The 277-nt window shown below is 54.9% G+C and carries 1 protein-coding gene; it reads left to right on the top strand.

The window, feature by feature from the left end:
* A partial coding sequence (locus AC0IYH_RS31290) for a hypothetical protein (protein ID WP_471838102.1) occupies positions 1-277 on the top strand: 277 nt, incomplete at both ends.

Genomic DNA, 277 nt, shown 5'->3' with positions numbered 1-277 from the left:
ATTTGTAACAGTGGCTGCGGCCACGCTTCCGTTTTCGGCCGTTGCGCAGGCCAACACAATCGTTGATACGGGCACCCCGATGGGTGCAAATGATTATTCACTCAACGGCGGCCAGAGCCTCGCAGGGTATTTCGGCGTAGCTAACGCCACCGTAATCAGTGGTGTTCAAGGATACATCTCCAACTTCTCCGTGTCCGGGTCGGTGACGGCGACGTTGTATTCCGATGGCTCGGTACCAGATGCTGCCAATACGCTGTTTACGACAACCTTTATGGTC

The sequence above is a fragment of the Pseudomonas sp. AC463 genome (genome assembly GCF_979253585.1).
This window is presented reverse-complemented; position numbering and strand designations above follow the sequence as displayed.